Origin of the sequence: Nocardia sp. NPDC050712, from assembly GCF_040654295.1 — a bacterium.
Lineage (GTDB): Bacteria > Actinomycetota > Actinomycetes > Mycobacteriales > Mycobacteriaceae > Nocardia.
Window position 1 is genome coordinate 2,107,484 of the sequence record NZ_JBFAHT010000001.1, and the last position, 15,675, is coordinate 2,123,158.

Sequence of the window (15,675 nt, forward strand, 5' to 3'; positions counted from 1 at the left end):
TCCCGGCGGTCAGCTCGAGGCCGGCTTCGCGGCGGCGACGGGCTCGGCCTCGGCGGCCGGCGCGGCGAGCGCGGTCTTGCGCCGCCCCGGCGCCCACGCCGCGACCAGCACGGCCGCGACCAAGGTCAGGCAGCCCACCACCAGTGCCGCCTGTTGCACACCGTGCATGAATGCGTCCTGCGCGAAATCGACGAGCGGTTGTGCCTGCGGCCCAGCGCGTTCGGCGACCTGCAGCGCCGCGGCCAGCGAATTGCCGACGGGTTCGCGCGCGGCCTCGGGCAGGCTGGGCAGGGCGGGCGCGATGCGCGCGCTGTACCCGGCCGCGAGCAGGCTGCCCATGATGGCGATGCCGACGGCCGCGCCGATCTCGCGGGCCGCGTCGTTGACCGCGGCGGCGACACCGTGCTTCTCCGGCGGGGTCCCGGCGATGATCGCGGTGGTGGCGGGCGCGGTGCACAGGCCGAGCCCGGTGCTCATGATCAGCAGCGGCCACAGCGCCGCCAGGTATCCGGAGTCGGCGTCCAGGCGCGACATCACCAGCATCGCCGCGCCGAGGATGACCAGCCCGGCCAGCGTCGTCCAGCGCAGCCCGATCCGGTCGGCCAGCCGGGGCGCGACCGCGGACAGCGCGACCATCGGCACCACCATCGGGGCGATCGCGAGCGCCGAGGCGAGCGGTGAGTAACCGAGGATCAGTTGCAGGAACTGCACCAGCAGCATGAAGGTGCCGAACGAGATCAGGAACTGCACGGTGATCGAGGCGGTGCCGCTGCCGAAGCCGCGGTCGGCGAACAGCCGCACGTCCAGCATCGGGTGCGCGGCGCGCAGCTCGACCAGGGTGAACAGCGCGGCCGAGAGCAGTCCGCCCGCGAACAAGCCGAGGACCAGCGGGTCCAGCCAGCCGCGTTCGGGCGCCTCGATGGCCGCGATGACGATCAGCCCGATCGCGAGCGCGGCGGTCAGCGCGCCGAGCGGGTCCAGCGCGGGCCGCGCCTGATCCACCGATTCGGGGACGGTGAACGACCCCACGCTCAGGGCGGCCCCGGCCGCGGTCATGGCGACGAAGATCGACACCCAGGACCACTGGGACAGCAGCAGACCGGAGCCGAGGATGCCGAGCACCGCGCCCGCACCGGCTATTCCGGCCCACAGGCCGACCGCAATGCCCCGCCGCTCCTCGGGAAAACCGGCGGTGAGCAGGGATAGTGTCGAGGGCATGACGAGCGCGGCGCCCACCCCGGCCAGTGCGCGGGCGGCGATCAGCCAGACCGGATCGTCGATCAGCAGCGGCAGCGCCGAGGCGAGCGAGAAGACGATCAGGCCGCCGATGAGCATCTTCCGGCGGCCGAAGCGGTCGCCGAGCGCGCCCGCGGGCAGCACCAGGCAGGCCAGGGTGAGGGTGTAGCCGTCCACGATCCAGGTCAGCTGGCGCTGGCTGGCGCCGGTGGCGGCGGCGATCTCGGGCAGCGCGGTGTAGAGCGCCGCCATCGAGGCGATGACGAGGGCGATCGCGCAGCAGGACAGGACGAGCAGCCGGCGTTGCGCCGCCGAGAGCCGGGCTCCGGAAGCTCGGGTGGATTTCATCAGGTCTCCGCTACTATCCGTATCGTTACGCTACTAGTGGTAGCACAAGTAGCGAAGGTGGCGATAGCCCTCGACGAGAGGAATGCTTCCGGTATGAGTTCGACCCCTGCCGAGCACAGCGATATCGACCCGCGCCGACTACGGTCCCGGGCGCGGCTGCTCGACGCCGCCGCCGCGCTGCTGCAATCCGGTGGGCTGGAAGCGATTACCGTCGAAGCGGTCACCAAGCACTCGAAGGTCGCCAAGACCACGCTGTACCGGCACTTCGACAACATCGTGCAATTGCGGGCCGCGACCGTCGAGCGCATGCTGCCGCCGGTCATCGCCGCGCCGGCCCCCGGCCCGCTGCGCGAGCGGTTGATCGAACTCCTGGAACGCCAGGCCGCGGCCATTCGCGCGGCCTCGCTCCAGGTCGCCGTGCTGGCCTGGCTGGCCACCGGCACCGAGCACACCGATGCCGCCGACGCACCCGCCCTGACGGCCTTGCGGCTGCGCCTGATCGATCGCTACCGCATCCCCTTCGACCGTGTCCTGGACACCCCCGAGGCCCGCGCGGTGCTGGGCGATCTCGATGTCATCGCCGCGATGTCCCAGCTGCTCGGCCCCGTGATCTTCACCGAACTCATCGGCATCGGCCTGGTCACCCCGGCCGAGACCGCCCGCATCGTCGACGATTTCCTCTTCGCCCGCACCGGCGAGCGCTCGGCCTAGGCGGCGGCGATCACTTCGATTTCGAGCAGCCAAGCGGTGTCGTAGATCTCGGCGATGACGACGGTCAGCGCCGGCTGGTGCTCGCCGAGCACGTCCTGGCGGATCTTGGTGTTGACCTCGGCCAGGGACCGATCGCTCAGGAAGGTGGTGACCTTGACGATATTGGTGCTGGCCATGCCCGCCTGGGACAGCGTGGCCACGATATTGGCCCAGATGAGGCGGCACTGCTCGGCCGGGTCGGGTGGGACGGCGCCGGTGCGGTCCTCCGGGATCTGGCCGCTGACGAACAGCAGCCGGGTGGCGTCGGCCACCTCCAAGCCGTTGGTGTAGCCGCCGATCGGCGCCGGTACCGAATCCGAGTCGTGCGCAATCAATTCCACCTCGCGGAGCCTAGGCGGCACCGGCCGATCTCGAGGCGAACTCGGCAGACCCGCACCTCCGGAATCGGCCCGTCCCGCGCAGGTGGGTAGCATCTGGTTGCTCGACGGGCGACGAGGAAACCGGTGCAATCCCGGTGCGGTCGCGCCACTGAAACAGCCAGACCCTCTCCGGCGAGCAGCCACCCCACCGATGGGCGCGTAACCCGAGGAAGGCCGTTTCCTGTGATTCTGCTGTTGTCCACGTCCGACACCGACCTGCTGAGCGCGCGCGCCAGCGGCGCCGAGTACCGCTGGGGCAACCCGGCGCGGTTGCTCGTCGACGACCTGCCCGCGCTGCTGGCCGACGCCGATCTGGTCATCGTGCGCATCCTCGGCGGCAAGCGGGCCTGGGAAGAAGGTCTGGAAGCGGTACGCGCCAGCGGGGTTCCGCTGGTGGCGCTCGGCGGCGAGATCGCCCCGGACGCGGAACTGATGGAGTGCTCGACGGTGCCCGGCGGCGTCGCCGCGGACGCGCACAACTACCTGGCCGCCGGCGGCGCGGCGAATCTGCGCCAGCTGCACAACTTCCTGTCCGACACGGTGCTGCTCACCGGCCACGGTTTCGAACCACCGGTGCACCTGCCGAACTGGGGCGTGCTGGAGCGCGCGGCCGCGCCGGTCGAGGGCCCGACGGTGGCGGTGGTCTACTACCGCGCCCAGCATCTGGCCGGGAACACCGGCTACATCGACGCCCTGTGCGGCGCGATCGAGCGCGCGGGCGCGAAAGCCCTTCCGCTGTACTGCGCCTCGCTGCGCACCGCCGAGCCGGAGCTGCTCGACACCCTGCGCACCGCCGACGCCCTGGTGGTCACCGTGCTCGCGGCGGGCGGCACCAAGCCCGCGACCGCCTCGGCCGGTGGCGACGACGAGGCCTGGGATGTCACCGCGCTCGCCGAACTGGACGTGCCGATCCTGCAGGGCCTGTGCCTGACCAGCGGCCGCGACCAGTGGCTGGCCAACGACGACGGCCTGTCCCCGCTCGACGTCGCGACCCAGGTGGCGGTGCCGGAGTTCGACGGCCGCATCATCACGGTGCCGTTCTCGTTCAAGGAATTCGACGCGGACGGCCTGGCCACCTACGTGCCCGACGCCGAGCGCGCGGCCCGGGTGGCCGGCATCGCCGTGCGCTACGCCCGGCTGCGCCACATCCCGAACGCGGACAAGCGCGTCGCGCTGATGCTGTCGGCCTACCCGACCAAGCACGCCCGCATCGGCAATGCCGTCGGCCTGGACACTCCGGCCAGCGCGATCCGCATGCTCCTCGAAATGCGCAGCGCGGGTTACCAACTCGGCGCGCCCGGGGAAATCCCGGGTCTGGAGGAGCAGGACGGCGACGCGCTGATCCACGCCCTGATCGCCGCGGGCGGCCAGGATCCGGACTGGCTGACCGCCGAACAGCTGGAGGGCAACCCGATTCGCATCGGCGCCGCCGTCTACACCACCTGGTTCGAGACGCTGCCCGAGGATCTGCGCACCGCCGTCATCGAGGCGTGGGGCCCGCCGCCCGGTGAGCTGTACGTCGACCGGTCGCAGGACCCGAAGGGCGAGATCGTCATCGCCGCACTGCGTTTCGGCAATGTCGTGCTGATGGTGCAGCCGCCTCGCGGTTTCGGCGAGAACCCGGTCGCCATTTATCACGATCCCGACCTGCCGCCCAGCCACCACTACCTGGCCGCCTACCGCTGGCTCTCGGCCCCCGAGGGTTTCGGCGCGGACGCCATGGTGCACCTGGGCAAGCACGGCAACCTGGAGTGGCTGCCCGGCAAGACGCTCGGCATGTCCGCCTCCTGCGGCACCGACGCCGCGCTGGGTGAACTGCCGCTGATCTATCCGTTCCTGGTCAACGATCCCGGCGAGGGCACCCAGGCCAAGCGCCGCGCGCACGCCACGCTGGTCGACCACCTGATCCCGCCGATGGCCCGCGCCGAGAGCTACGGCGACATCTCCCGGCTCGAGCAGCTGCTCGACGAGCACTCCAACATCTCCACCCTGGACCCGGCCAAGCTGCCCGCGATCCGCCAGCAGATCTGGACGCTGATGCGCGCGGCGAAGATGGACCACGATCTGGGCCTGACCGATCGACCCGACGAGGACGTCTTCGACGACATGCTGTTGCACGTCGACGGCTGGCTGTGCGAGATCAAGGACGTGCAGATCCGCGACGGGCTGCACATCCTCGGGCAGGCGCCGGTGGGGGAGACCGAGCTGGATCTGGTGCTGGCCATGCTGCGCGCCCGCCAGCTGTGGGGCGGTGAGCAGAACGTGCCCGGGCTGCGGGAAGCGCTGGGGCTCAGCGAATCCGGCGACGAGGTGCGCGGCCGGGTCGACGTGGTCGAGGGGCGGGCCCGCGAGATCCTGGGCGCGCTGCAGGCGCAGGACTGGTCGGCCGCGGCGGTCGACGGGATCGTCGCCGATTTCGAGACCGCGATCCTGGACGGCGCCCCGGATTCGGCGCGGCCGGCGGCGGTGGCCACGGTCCTGCGCTTCGCCGCCACCGAGGTGGTGCCGCGCCTGCGCCAGACCGGCATCGAGATCGACCGGGTGCTGCACGCGCTCGACGGCGGCTTCATTCCGGCCGGCCCCAGCGGTTCCCCGCTGCGCGGCCTGATCAACGTGCTGCCCACCGGCCGCAATTTCTACTCGGTCGACCCGAAGGCCGTGCCCTCGCGCCTGGCCTGGGAGACCGGCCAGGCGATGGCCGACTCGCTGCTGGAGCGCTACCACGCCGATCACGGCGAATACCCGCGCTCGGTGGGTCTTTCGGTGTGGGGCACCTCCGCGATGCGCACCTCCGGCGACGATATCGCCGAGGTGCTGGCCCTGCTGGGCGTGCGGCCGGTGTGGGACGAGGCGAGCCGCCGCGTCACCACCCTCGAGCTGATCTCCCTGGCGGAGCTGAACCGCCCGCGCATCGATGTCACCGTGCGCATCAGCGGCTTCTTCCGCGACGCCTTCCCGCACGTGCTGGCCCTGCTGGACGACGCGGTCCGGCTGGTCGCCGAGCTGGACGAGCCCGCCGAGTCGAACTACGTGCGCGCGCACGCCCAGGCGGATCTGGCCGAGCACGGCGACGAGCGCCGCGCCACCACGCGGATCTTCGGGTCCAAGCCCGGCACCTACGGCGCGGGCCTGCTGCAACTCATCGATTCCAAGAGCTGGCGCACCGACGACGATCTCGCGCAGGTCTACACCGCCTGGGGCGGTTTCGCCTACGGCCGCGACCTGGACGGCGCCCCGGCGGCCGACGACATGCGCACCGCCTACAAGCGGATCGCGGTGGCGGCCAAGAACACCGACACCCGCGAGCACGACATCGCCGACTCCGACGACTACTTCCAGTACCACGGTGGCATGGTCGCGACCGTGCGTGCGCTGACCGGTAAGAATCCCGAGGCCTACATCGGCGACAGCACCCGCCCCGACGCGGTGCGCACCCGCACGCTCTCCGAGGAGACCTCGCGGGTCTTCCGGGCGCGCGTGGTGAACCCGCGCTGGCTGGAAGCGATGCGCCGGCACGGCTACAAGGGCGCGTTCGAGATGGCCGCCACCGTCGACTATCTGTTCGGCTACGACGCCACCACCGACGTGGTCGCCGACTGGATGTACGAGAAGCTCACCGAGAGCTACGTTTTCGACGACGTGAACCGCAAGTTCATGGAGCAGTCGAATCCGTGGGCGCTGCACGGGATCACCGAGCGGCTGCTGGAGGCGGCCGAGCGCGGCATGTGGGCGGCGCCGGAGCAGGAGACCCTGGACCGGTTGCGTCAGGTGTACCTGGAGACCGAGGGCGAGCTCGAATAGGCCTTTCCCGGGCGCGAGTACCTCCTCGCGCCCGGGGAAAGCGCGCTACTCTGAGTCCGACCCGGCTGCTCCGGGCCACGGCTCCCGAATGCATTCCAGAAGAAATCAATCCCCCAATTCTGGGGTCGCTATTGGATCTTGAAGCCGCAATTAGTTGCCGCATTCCCCACACATCCAATGCCGTGAAGGCGCATGATTATTGGGTCCCAGCTCCGTATCTCGGGGAACAACAATCGATTCGGCTGGATGATTGGATATCTTATGAAGATCAGAAAATTGGTAGCGGCAGCGGTATTGACCGCCGCCGCGACCGGCGTCACCGCGGTCACCGCGCAGGGCGCGCCCGTCCAGAGCTTCACCGGCACCGACCGCGGCGTCTCGTACGTGGCCGCCGTCGCGCCGGACAACTCGGCGGCCACGCTGACGCTGGCCTCGGGGAAGTTCGAGCTCAGGCCCGACGGTTTCAGTGTGATCGCGCCCGACGGCGCGGTGCTGGCGTCGGTGCCCACCGCCTTGCGGACCGTGGCAGGCCAGCAGGTTCAGGTGATTCCGGAAGTCGACGCCGCCGCAAGCACATTGACGCTCACACCGGTCAACGCGCCTGCGCCGCAGGCGAATCTGCAGAACATCGGTGACGCGGGCACGACGGTCGCGGGCGTCCTGATCGGGTGTGCCGTGGGCGCGCTCATCGGCGCGCTGTTCTTCCTCGTGGGGCTGCCGGTGGGCTGTGTGATCGGTGGCATCATCGGCGGTATCGCCGGCGCCAATCAATGACGACCCCGCAGTGACCAATCCGTAGTGGATATCCCCGGCCCGGCGGCCGAACCATTTCACGAAATGGCCGCTCGACCGGGGATCGCTGTTATCCGGTATTAGGCGCACGCGCCTTTCAATTCGATCTCACGTTTATGGCCGGGCCGCCGCGGGGCATGATGGGGTGACAGGCTCCGATCGCTGTGAGGAGGGCCGGCATGGTCAACGACGTGGAAAAGCGATTCACCGACGACGGCACGTTCCGCCGTGCGGCGAGCTATGTGGTCGCGGTGCTCGGTATCGCGGCCGTGGTCGCCGCGGCTACCGCGCTGTGGGCGGCGCGGGCGGCGGTCGTCTTCGCCCCGGGCGCGGTGCTGCTGCTCGGTGGCCTCGGCGCCTTCGTCATCACCTATCTGCGGTGGCGCGATGGGAAGAACTGGGTGATCTGGCAGGGCGCGGGCTGGTTCCTGTTCGTTCTGATGACCGTCTACTTCGCCATCGGCGGCGGTACCGCGGGCACCTGATACGCCGCGCTAGGCGGATTCGGCCAGGCCCACCGCGCGGCAGGTGTCGGCGAGCTGCTGCAACGGCAGCTCCAGTACCTGGCTCAGCGCCACCACGGTCCCGAACGCGGGGGAGGGCAGCCGGCCGGTCTCGATCTTGCGCAGAGTCTCCGGGGAGATGCCCGCCGCCCGCGCGACCTCGGTGAGGTCGCGCTCGCCGCGGGCCGTGCGCAGCAGCCCGCCGAGGCGGCGGCCCGCCGCGATCTGGGCGGGGGACAGCGGAAGACGAACCATGCGCCCAGGCTACCGCACCGATCGGTATAAAAATACCGGGGTGGCGCGCGCGACGATCCCGGCGGCGGCCGCGATGGCAACGGCGGCGAGGACCGCGGTGGCGGGCCACCCGAACCGTTCCACCGCGGCCGCGCCGGACGCAGTGCCGAGGCTGCCGCCGACGAAGTAGACGAGCATGTAGGCGCTGTTGAAGCGGGCCGGGGCCGCGGGATCGAGCGCGAGCACCGTGCTCTGGTTCGCGACCTGCGCGGCGAACAGCCCGGCGTCGAACAGGGCCAGGCAGACCAGGGTCACCGGGGTGCTGGTGAGCGTGAATCCGGCGAGCACGGCGGCGGTGGCGGCCAGCGCGAGGCCGGTCAGGATGACCGGGCGGGCGCCGACGCGGTCGGTCCAGGCGCCCGCGACCTGGGTCGCCAGCACCCCGGAGAGCCCGGCCAGGGCGTACAGGCCGATGCGCTCCGCAGAGTAGGCGAACGGCGGCTCGGACAGCGCGACCGCGAGTCCGGCCCAGACCGCGCAGAACGCGAAGAACCACAGCGCGCCCGCGGCGGCCGCGGCCCGGAGTGCGGCGTATCGGCCGAACAGCCCGGGCAGGGAACGCAGGGTCGCGAGGTAGCCGCGCTCGCCCGCGCCCCGGGTGGCGGGCAGTGCGGGCAAGCAGCAGATCGAGACGGCCGCGGCCGCGGCGGCGAAGGTCAAAAGTGTGCCACGCCAGCCGATTTCGTCGGCCAGCCAGCCGCCGGCGATCCGCCCGGCGAGGATTCCGACCGAGATCCCGGCCGTGACCAGGCCCAGGGTTGTCGCCCGCCGATGCGGCGCGGCCAAGCGGCTCGCGACCGAACTGAGGCCCGCGCCGACGGCCGAGCATGCGCCGACCACGGTCATGATCAACCCCAGCTGCCAGGCGTTCTGCACCGTGGCGCACACCGCCAAAGCGACTGCGAGCACGGCGAACTGGGCGGCCAGCACGCGCGCGGGCGGGAACCGATCGACGAGGGGGACCAGCAGGGCCAGGCCCATCAGGTAGCCGATCGGCCCGCAGGCCAGCGCGAGCCCCGCCACCGTCATCCGGAGGCCGAGGCCGTCCGCGACCTCGGCGATCGCGGGTTGCAGTGGATAGATCGCCGAGGTGCCGAGTGCCGCCGCGAGCGACAGGAACAGCACCACCGATCCCCGCAGGTGGGCGTCGGCGCGGATCGGGGCAACAGGGTCAGTGGTCATGTCGACCGACGGTAGGAAGTGCCGGGTCGCGGTGCTGGCGGCATCCGGACGCGACCGTCGCGGCGAGCGATTGGTATAAAAATACCGGGCACGCTACGGTGGTATTAAAATACCAACGAGAGGTGGAGTGCACGTGGTGGAATTGAAGTCGCCCGAGGAGATCGCGCGGATGCGGGTGACGGGGCGGTTCGTGGCGGAGGTGCTGGGCGATCTGCGGGCGCGCGCCCGGGTGGGAGTCAATCTGCTGGACCTGGAAGCCCATGTGCGCGAACGGATCCGGGAGCGGGGCGCGCAGTCCTGCTACTGGGATTACACGCCGTCCTTCGGGCGCGGGCCGTTCCGCAACACCGTCTGCCTGTCGGTCAACGACGCGGTCCTGCACGGACTTCCGCACGACTACACCCTCGCCGACGGCGACGTCCTGACCATGGATCTCGCCGTCGGCATCGACGGCTGGGTCGCGGACGCGGCTACCACCGTGATCGTCGGCAATGCGGCGGCCGCGGACCTGAAACTGGTCCGCGCCACCGAGGAGGCCCTGGCCGCCGCCATCGCGGTAGCGCTGCCCGGCAACCGGATCGGTGATCTCTCGGCCGCCATCGGCGCGGTCGCGAAGGCGCACGGCTACCCGGTGAATCTGGAATTCGGCGGGCACGGCCTGGGGCGCACCATGCACGAGGACCCGCACGTGCCCAACGCCGGCCGGCCCGGCCGCGGCCACCCCCTGCGCCCCGGCCTGACCATTGCCATCGAACCGTGGTTCGCCCGCACCACCGACCGCATCTACACCGACGCCGACGGCTGGACGATCCGCTCCGCCGACGGCTCCCGGACCGCGCACTCCGAGCACACCATCGCCATCACCGAGGACGGCCCGCAGGTGCTCACGGCGGCCTGAGCGCCACCTCTACTGCGACGACCACCCCTCCAAATCGACGCCCGCCTGGAGTTCCTCGGCCACCAGGTCGCGATCGGCGGCGGAGAGATCGAGCTCACGGACCTGCGCGCGGTATTTCGCCGCACCCTCCGGGTCGTCCATGGCGATGGCCAGTTCCGCGAGCATGGCCAGCGCGCGGCCGCGTTCGACGGGTTCGGATTCGAGGGCGAAGCGCCGCAGCCCGACCTCGAGCACCCGGGCGGCGGCCTTGTCGTCGTTCTTGAAGTCGCGCAGGATGCGGGCGTTGTCGAGCACCCTGGCCAGGTTCTCCAGGTCGGCGGAGCCGCCGTACTCCGGTTCCTCCGGTTGGTCGCGCTGGATGAACAGCAGCCAGTTGCCGGTCGGGTCGACCAGGGTGAATCGGCTCTGGCCCGGTCGGAACCGGGTGATGCGCGGGTATCCCTTCGCGGGAATCTTCCCGTAGCGCGCCCGCAGCCGCTCGGTGAAATCGCGGTGCCGGGCGGCCAGGTCGGAGACGATCATCAGGCAGCCGGCGCCCTCGAACGGGCTGGTCAAACCGTCCGGCATCCCGGTGAAGTGCAGCGGGCAGCCCTCGCGATCGAGCGCGATGTAGACGTAGGGCCGGGTCTGGGCCGAGACCACGGTGTATCCGAGGGTTTTGTAGAAGTCGAGGGTTTGCTCGCCGTCGCCGCTCCACAGCACCGGAACTGGACTGTCGGCCATGATCACTCCTCTGAGCTGCACTAATCAATTTTGACTAGCCGAGCGTAGCGCCGTGAAAATCCGGAAGTCAAGTTTGAGTAGTATGGCCGTCGAGCAAAGGAGCCGATCATGTCCGCAGTGCGTCTGCTGGTGCTGGGCGTCGTCCGGCGGCAGCAACCGACCCACGGGTACGCCGTACGTCGCGAGCTGCTGTCCTGGCGGGCCGAAACCTGGACCAATGTCAAACCCGGCTCCATCTATCACGCGCTCAAGCAGCTCACGGCCGAGGGGAAACTCGAGACGGCCGGCACCGAGGCCAGCGCCGAGGGGCCGGGCCGCACCCTGTTCACCGTGACCGAGGCGGGCGAGGCCGAGTTCCGCGTGCTGATGGACCTCGCCCTGGTGAGCGTCGACATGGAAGAGCTCGGCGCCGCCATCGCGTTCATGGACGCGCTGCCCCGCGCCCACATCCTGGCGAAACTGCGGGAGCAGCAGCGCAACAGCGCCGCGGTGCGCGACGCTCTGACCGCGATGATCCCGGAATTCCCCGGCCGCCACGAGCCGCCGCACGCCACGGATCTGCTGGAACTCTGGACCGGGGTGTTCGCGAACCTCGCCGGCTGGACCGGCGGGCTGATCGCGCGGCTGGAGGCCGGGGAATATCGAACAACCGACTGAGGCAACAAGATCCGGTGACCAGTAGGCTGACGCCATGACCAACACCCTCGGGGCCGTCGGCAAGGCCGACTACGTACTGCTGACGACCTTCCGGAAAGACGGCAGCCCGGTCGCCACCCCGCTGTGGGCGGCCGCCGCCGAGGGCAAGCTCTACGTGTGGACGGTCACCGACAGCTGGAAGGTCAAGCGGCTGCGCCGCAATCCCGCTGTCACCGTGCAGCCCTGCGATGTCAAGGGCAAGCCGCGCGGCGAGGTCGTCCAGGGCACCGGCCGGGTGCTGGACGCGGACGGCTCGGACATGGTGCGCAAACTGATCAAGAAGAAGTACTTCCTCATGGGCCCGCTCGTCATTCTGGGCAGTAACCTGCGCCGCGGTAAGGCGGGCACGATCGGCCTCGAGATCACTCCCGCCCCTTAGCTACTCGCGGTTCGTTTCGCCCCGGCATGTCGGGGCGAACGAATCGTCACGACTCGCGGCACGCCCGCACCAGCTCGGCTATCCTTCCTCGGGCACGGGGGTGGTTGACAGCCGAACACCATTGTTTCGACTCTGCCCCAGTAGAGGGAGGGACTGAATGACTGCACCGACGAGACGGCCGAACACCGCTCGCCCGTACCCGATCGCCGAACCGAGCCACGAGCCCGAACGCGGCAGCGACCCCAACGGCTGGGTCCCCGTCATCATCGCCGGGGTGATCGCCGCCGTCGTAATCGCCGTTGCCGGTGTGATCGCCGGGCTGGTGGTGGTGAATATTCGCGAAAACGACACTCCCGCACCGAAACCCACGCCCGCGGCCTCCGCTCCGGTCGCGGCCGCGCCGATCGGCGCGCTGCCGACCGAGCCGGTCGGCCGGGCCACCGCCGCCACCGTGCCGGACAATCTCGACCCGGTCGCCGTGCAGCGCGGCGTCACCCAGGTGCTGAGCGAGTCCTACGGCCTGACGGCCGTCCGGGACGTGAAGTGCCCGGCGGAACTGCCCGTCGTGGTGGGCAGCAGCTACGAGTGCAGCGCCCGGATCGACGGTGTGAAGAAGGCCGTCACCGTCACCGTGACCGACGCCGACGGCACCTACGAGGTGTCGCGCCCGCAGTGAGCTAGGTCGCCTGGCTCACCGAGGACATGTGGAAGTCGGGAATCCGCAACGGCGGCATGGCCGTTCGGGAGAACCAGTCCTTCCACTCGCGCGGCAGCGTGATCTCGGTGCGGCCCGCCTCGGCGACCCGGCGCAGCAGATCCAGCGGGCTCTCGTTGAACCGGAAGTTGTTCACCGCCGCGGTGACCCGGCCGTTCTCCACCAGGTAGACCCCGTCGCGGGTGAGGCCGGTCAGCAGCAGCGTGGCCGGGTCGACCTCACGGATGTACCACAGGCAGGTCAGCAGCAGGCCACGCTCGGTGGCCGCGATCATGTCCTCCAGCGACTTGTCGGCCCCGCCGGTCATGAGCAGGTTCTCGCCCAGCACCGTGACGGGAGCGCCGAATTCGGCGGCCGTCGCCCGCGGATAGACCAGTGACTGGATGACACCCTCGTGCAACCAGTCGACCCGCTCGGCGGTCAGGCCGTTGTCGAAGACCGAGACCGCCTCCGAGGACGAGGTGGCCGCGACGAACGGCATGTACTCGAGGCCGGGGGCTGCGGGATCGGAATACAGGGTGAGCGGAATATCGGTGAGCCGCTCGCCGATTCGGGTACCGCCCGCCCGGGAGAACGCGGTGTGGCCCTCGTGCGCCCCGCGGCCCTCCATGCTCCAGTTCAGGTAGATCATCAGATCGGCGACCGCCGAGGGCGGCAGCAGCGTTTCGTAGCGCCCGGCGGGCAGCTCCACCCGGCGCGCGGACCAGTCCAGACGCCGCGAGAGTTCGCGCAGCAGCCCGGGGACGTCGACGTCGGTGAAATCCTGGGTGCCCGCGCCGACCCAGGCGCTGGCCAGCTCCGCGCCCGTGCCGCGCTTTCCGTTGATCTCGATCGACCCGGTCGGCTGGATCCAGCGGCGGCGGATCGAGTTGGAGGTGCCCAGCCAGGTGGAATGCGCCTGGTGGTGGGCGAAGCCGTAGAGCTTGTCTGTGCCGTCGAAACCGGCGGCCAGGTCGCGGGCCACGCCCTCGAAGACGGTGATGTCGGTGCTGAGGGGCGAGCCGTCCCAGGGCAGGTCGGCGTCCAGCGCGGGCTGGGTCAGCGCCTCCGGATCCAGCAGCGGCATGGCGTCTTTCGCGGGCTCGGCGGTGCGGGCCGCCGCCTCGCTGGCCCGGACCACGGCCTCGACATCGGCGGCGTTCACACTGGTCGAGCTGATGCTGCCGACCCGGGCCGAATTCGGCCCGTCCCGGAAGATCGAGACCACCGACCAGGTCCGCGAGACCGAGGAACCGTTGGTGGTCATGGAATTACCGGCCCACCGCAGCGACGCCTCGTGCGCGTCGGTGACCAGGACGATCGCCTCGTCCGCCCGGGACAGGCCCAGTGCCAGCTCCACGACCTCGGGAGCGGCCAAAACCGTTGTGGCAGTCACTGCCCCGCCTCGTTTCGGGTGTTGAGAATATTGACGCCGCGCACCAGCACCGACGGGCAGCCGTGACTCACGGCCGCCACCTGCCCGGGCTGGGCCTTACCGCAATTGAACGCACCGCCCAGCTGCCAGGTGGAGGGGCCGCCGACCGCCTCCATCGAGCCCCAGAAGTCGGTGGTGGTCGCCTGGTAGGCGACATCGCGCAGCTGACCGTCCAGCTTGCCGTCGCGGATCCGGAAGAAGCGCTGCCCGGTGAACTGGAAGTTGTAGCGCTGCATATCGATCGACCAGGACTTGTCGCCGACGATGTAGATGCCGTCCTGGACCCGGGAGATCAGCTCCGCGGTGCTGGTGTCGCGGTCCGGATCCGGTTGCAGCGAGACGTTGGCCATGCGCTGGATCGGCACGTGATGCGCCGAATCCGCGTAGGAGCAGCCGTTGGAGCGCTCCAGGCCCAGGCGCGGCGCGAAGACCCGATCCAGCTGGTAGCCCACGAGCACGCCGTCGCGCACCAGATCCCAGCGCTGCCCGGCCACGCCCTCGTCGTCGAAACCGACGGTGGCCAGGCCGTGCGTCTCGGTGCGATCGCCGGTGACCTGCATGATCGGGGTGCCGTAGCGCAGCGTGCCGAGCTGATCCGGGGTGGCGAAGGAGGTGCCGGCGTAGGCCGACTCGTAGCCGATGGCGCGGTCGTATTCGGTGGCGTGGCCGATGGACTCGTGGATGGTCAGCCACAGGTTGGACGGATCGATGACGAGATCGGTCGGCCCCGCGACGACGGAGGGCGCCTTCACCTTCTCGGCCAGCCAGGCCGGGATCTGGGCGAGTTCGCTGTTCCAGTCCCAGATCCCGTCGGCGCCGGTGACGTACTCCCAGCCGCGCCCGGCCGGTGGCGCCAGGGTGCGCATGGATTCGAAGCCGCCCGCGGCGGAGTCGACGGTGATCGCCTCCAGCACCGGATGCAGGCGCACCCGCTGCTGGGTGATCGAGGACCCGGCGGTGTCGGAGTAGAAGGTCTGCTCCTTGACCTGCAGGACCGAGGCGGACACGTGGTCGACGCCGTCGGCGGCGCTCAAACGGCCCGAATAATCCTGCAGCACATCGACTTTGTCGGTGGTGGGGATCGCGAACGGATCCACCGCGTAGGCCGAGACCCACTGCGCGTTGTCGTAGCGCGGTTCGGCGGCGAGCTCGACGCGTTCGCGGTTGAGCGCGCGCAGCGTCTTCGCGACCGTCACCGCGCGCTGCGCGACCTCGGCGGCGGTATCGGGGGTGAGTGCGGCGGCGGAGGCGAAACCCCAAGTTCCGTCCACGATCACGCGGACCGCGAGACCGAGATCGGTGGCGTTGCTGATCGCTTCCACGCGGCCGTCACGCACCCGGATCGACTGTGTCACCAGTCGATGCACCCGCAGATCGGCGTGCTCGGCGCCCAAAACCCGTGCGGTGGACAGCGCGGCATCGGCAAGCGTCGACAGCGGTAGCGCAAGAAATTCGGCGTCTACTCCGGAGGTCACCCCGGCTACGCTACACGCCCGGGTGAATTGCGCTGAGCGACTGCGGGACCGGTAGATCAAGATCACGCGGCGCGCGGGAAACCCGTGGT

General features: G+C 70.2%; 15 protein-coding genes. 8 read left to right on the top strand and 7 right to left on the bottom strand.

Going from position 1 to position 15,675, the window contains the following annotated elements; translation table 11 throughout:
* Positions 1-9 precede the first annotated feature (9 nt).
* Positions 10-1,584 carry an MFS transporter gene (locus AB0H76_RS10195; RefSeq protein WP_357320104.1) on the bottom strand — a complete coding sequence of 525 codons (1,575 nt, stop codon included), beginning with the start codon at positions 1,582-1,584 and terminating at the stop codon, positions 10-12.
* A 93-nt stretch (positions 1,585-1,677) separates the two neighbouring features.
* Between AB0H76_RS10195 and AB0H76_RS10200 the strand changes: the two genes are divergently transcribed.
* Complete coding sequence (locus AB0H76_RS10200; RefSeq protein ID WP_357320107.1) at positions 1,678-2,295, top strand: TetR family transcriptional regulator; 618 nt, start codon at positions 1,678-1,680, stop codon at positions 2,293-2,295.
* Here AB0H76_RS10200 and AB0H76_RS10205 read toward each other — a convergent pair.
* A complete protein-coding gene (locus tag AB0H76_RS10205) occupies positions 2,292-2,675 on the bottom strand; it encodes a RidA family protein (protein WP_357320109.1) in 384 nt (127 codons plus the stop codon). The genes AB0H76_RS10200 and AB0H76_RS10205 overlap by 4 nt on opposite strands.
* Positions 2,676-2,897: 222 nt before the next feature.
* On the opposite strand from AB0H76_RS10205, the gene cobN reads away from it, so the two are divergent.
* From cobN to AB0H76_RS10220, 3 genes are all read left to right on the top strand, one after another.
* Positions 2,898-6,515: a cobaltochelatase subunit CobN gene (gene cobN / locus AB0H76_RS10210; RefSeq protein ID WP_357320112.1), complete on the top strand. Its 3,618-nt coding sequence runs from the start codon at positions 2,898-2,900 to the stop codon at positions 6,513-6,515.
* Between the two features lie 261 nt (positions 6,516-6,776).
* Positions 6,777-7,289: a hypothetical protein gene (locus tag AB0H76_RS10215; protein WP_357320115.1), complete on the top strand. Its 513-nt coding sequence runs from the start codon at positions 6,777-6,779 to the stop codon at positions 7,287-7,289.
* Between the two features lie 197 nt (positions 7,290-7,486).
* A complete protein-coding gene (locus tag AB0H76_RS10220; protein ID WP_357320117.1) occupies positions 7,487-7,792 on the top strand; it encodes a hypothetical protein in 306 nt (101 codons plus the stop codon).
* 9 nt (positions 7,793-7,801) lie between these two features.
* Here AB0H76_RS10220 and AB0H76_RS10225 read toward each other — a convergent pair whose 3' ends face one another.
* Both AB0H76_RS10225 and AB0H76_RS10230 read right to left on the bottom strand, forming a co-directional pair.
* The gene (locus AB0H76_RS10225; protein WP_357320120.1) at positions 7,802-8,065 is read right to left on the bottom strand and encodes a helix-turn-helix transcriptional regulator; all 264 of its coding nucleotides are present in this window, start codon (positions 8,063-8,065) and stop codon (positions 7,802-7,804) included.
* Positions 8,066-8,074: 9 nt separating this feature from the next.
* The gene (locus AB0H76_RS10230) at positions 8,075-9,286 is read right to left on the bottom strand and encodes an MFS transporter (RefSeq protein WP_357320123.1); all 1,212 of its coding nucleotides are present in this window, start codon (positions 9,284-9,286) and stop codon (positions 8,075-8,077) included.
* Between the two features lie 133 nt (positions 9,287-9,419).
* Between AB0H76_RS10230 and map the strand changes: the two genes are divergently transcribed.
* Entirely contained in the window at positions 9,420-10,184 is a 765-nt protein-coding gene (gene map, locus AB0H76_RS10235; protein ID WP_357320126.1) for a type I methionyl aminopeptidase, read from the top strand.
* A 9-nt stretch (positions 10,185-10,193) separates the two neighbouring features.
* On the opposite strand, the gene AB0H76_RS10240 is transcribed toward map, so the two are convergent.
* Entirely contained in the window at positions 10,194-10,907 is a 714-nt protein-coding gene (locus AB0H76_RS10240; RefSeq protein ID WP_357320129.1) for a glyoxalase, read from the bottom strand.
* Between the two features lie 108 nt (positions 10,908-11,015).
* On the opposite strand from AB0H76_RS10240, the gene AB0H76_RS10245 reads away from it, so the two are divergent.
* The 3 genes from AB0H76_RS10245 (at position 11,016) to AB0H76_RS10255 (ending at position 12,658) form a co-directional block, all read left to right on the top strand.
* The gene (locus AB0H76_RS10245; protein WP_357320132.1) at positions 11,016-11,564 is read left to right on the top strand and encodes a PadR family transcriptional regulator; all 549 of its coding nucleotides are present in this window, start codon (positions 11,016-11,018) and stop codon (positions 11,562-11,564) included.
* Positions 11,565-11,598: 34 nt separating this feature from the next.
* On the top strand, positions 11,599-11,982 hold the full coding sequence (locus AB0H76_RS10250) for a PPOX class F420-dependent oxidoreductase (RefSeq protein WP_357320135.1): 384 nt from the start codon (positions 11,599-11,601) through the stop codon (positions 11,980-11,982).
* A gap of 157 nt (positions 11,983-12,139) precedes the next feature.
* Complete coding sequence (locus AB0H76_RS10255; RefSeq protein ID WP_357320138.1) at positions 12,140-12,658, top strand: DUF4333 domain-containing protein; 519 nt, start codon at positions 12,140-12,142, stop codon at positions 12,656-12,658.
* Position 12,659: 1 nt separating this feature from the next.
* Here AB0H76_RS10255 and AB0H76_RS10260 read toward each other — a convergent pair whose 3' ends face one another.
* Both AB0H76_RS10260 and AB0H76_RS10265 read right to left on the bottom strand, forming a co-directional pair.
* On the bottom strand, positions 12,660-14,072 hold the full coding sequence (locus AB0H76_RS10260; RefSeq protein WP_357320141.1) for a TldD/PmbA family protein: 1,413 nt from the start codon (positions 14,070-14,072) through the stop codon (positions 12,660-12,662).
* Complete coding sequence (locus tag AB0H76_RS10265) at positions 14,069-15,586, bottom strand: TldD/PmbA family protein (protein WP_357320144.1); 1,518 nt, start codon at positions 15,584-15,586, stop codon at positions 14,069-14,071. Before AB0H76_RS10265 ends, AB0H76_RS10260 begins: the two co-directional genes overlap by 4 nt.
* Positions 15,587-15,675 lie beyond the last annotated feature (89 nt).

What these genes read in the sequence shown, in the direction of transcription:
- AB0H76_RS10195 (WP_357320104.1), bottom strand. Translation starts at nt 1,584, where the DNA reads ATGAAATCCACCCGAGCTTCCGGAGCCCGGCTCTCGGCGGCGCAACGC.
- AB0H76_RS10200 (WP_357320107.1), top strand. Translation starts at nt 1,678, where the DNA reads ATGAGTTCGACCCCTGCCGAGCACAGCGATATCGACCCGCGCCGACTA.
- AB0H76_RS10215 (WP_357320115.1), top strand. Translation starts at nt 6,777, where the DNA reads ATGAAGATCAGAAAATTGGTAGCGGCAGCGGTATTGACCGCCGCCGCG.
- AB0H76_RS10220 (WP_357320117.1), top strand. Translation starts at nt 7,487, where the DNA reads ATGGTCAACGACGTGGAAAAGCGATTCACCGACGACGGCACGTTCCGC.
- AB0H76_RS10225 (WP_357320120.1), bottom strand. Translation starts at nt 8,065, where the DNA reads ATGGTTCGTCTTCCGCTGTCCCCCGCCCAGATCGCGGCGGGCCGCCGC.
- AB0H76_RS10230 (WP_357320123.1), bottom strand. Translation starts at nt 9,286, where the DNA reads ATGACCACTGACCCTGTTGCCCCGATCCGCGCCGACGCCCACCTGCGG.
- AB0H76_RS10240 (WP_357320129.1), bottom strand. Translation starts at nt 10,907, where the DNA reads ATGGCCGACAGTCCAGTTCCGGTGCTGTGGAGCGGCGACGGCGAGCAA.
- AB0H76_RS10245 (WP_357320132.1), top strand. Translation starts at nt 11,016, where the DNA reads ATGTCCGCAGTGCGTCTGCTGGTGCTGGGCGTCGTCCGGCGGCAGCAA.
- AB0H76_RS10250 (WP_357320135.1), top strand. Translation starts at nt 11,599, where the DNA reads ATGACCAACACCCTCGGGGCCGTCGGCAAGGCCGACTACGTACTGCTG.
- AB0H76_RS10255 (WP_357320138.1), top strand. Translation starts at nt 12,140, where the DNA reads ATGACTGCACCGACGAGACGGCCGAACACCGCTCGCCCGTACCCGATC.